This window comes from Vibrio sp. Isolate24, from assembly GCF_022398215.1.
Lineage (GTDB): Bacteria > Pseudomonadota > Gammaproteobacteria > Enterobacterales > Vibrionaceae > Vibrio > Vibrio coralliilyticus_A.
Genome location: NZ_JAKEUU010000023.1, coordinates 1 through 511, shown reverse-complemented (window position 1 = coordinate 511; position 511 = coordinate 1). Strand labels below are relative to the sequence as shown.

Here is a 511-nt window from a genome sequence, read left to right as displayed (position 1 = left end):
TAATCAATTGGTCGCAGGTTCGAATCCTGCACGACCCACCATTCTTCTCCACGAAGAATCAAAACTTATGTGGGCGATTAGCTCAGTTGGGAGAGCACCTGCCTTACAAGCAGGGGGTCACTGGTTCGAGCCCGGTATCGCCCACCATTCTCTAAGTATTTTTGGATTCAGATTTCCAAACCACTTCAGTAATACGTACGTGGTTGGATTTTTGCCGCTGAAAGTCTTTAGAAAATGTAACTTCCTTGTGAAGAAACATAGCTCTTTAACAATTTGGAAAGCTGACGAATAACAACAATCCCCATYTCTATGAGATGCGTTGTTATTCAATTAAAAGTTCTCAAATCCTAAATCTTTATGATTTAGGTACCAACACACATTCAAGTGTTCTTGGAAACATCCTTGTGATGTTTATATTTGAGTCCGGCAAAATCGAGTCTGCATCATGTTTAAATAATTGCAGACAACTTTGGTTGTTTAACAAAGACCCTTTGGGGTTGTATGGTTAAGT

At 40.0% G+C, this 511-nt stretch carries 1 tRNA gene; it reads left to right on the top strand.

Features of this window, described 5'->3' with window-relative positions:
• Positions 1-71 precede the first annotated feature (71 nt).
• Positions 72-147 (top strand) — tRNA-Val (locus L1D23_RS22165).
• Positions 148-511 lie beyond the last annotated feature (364 nt).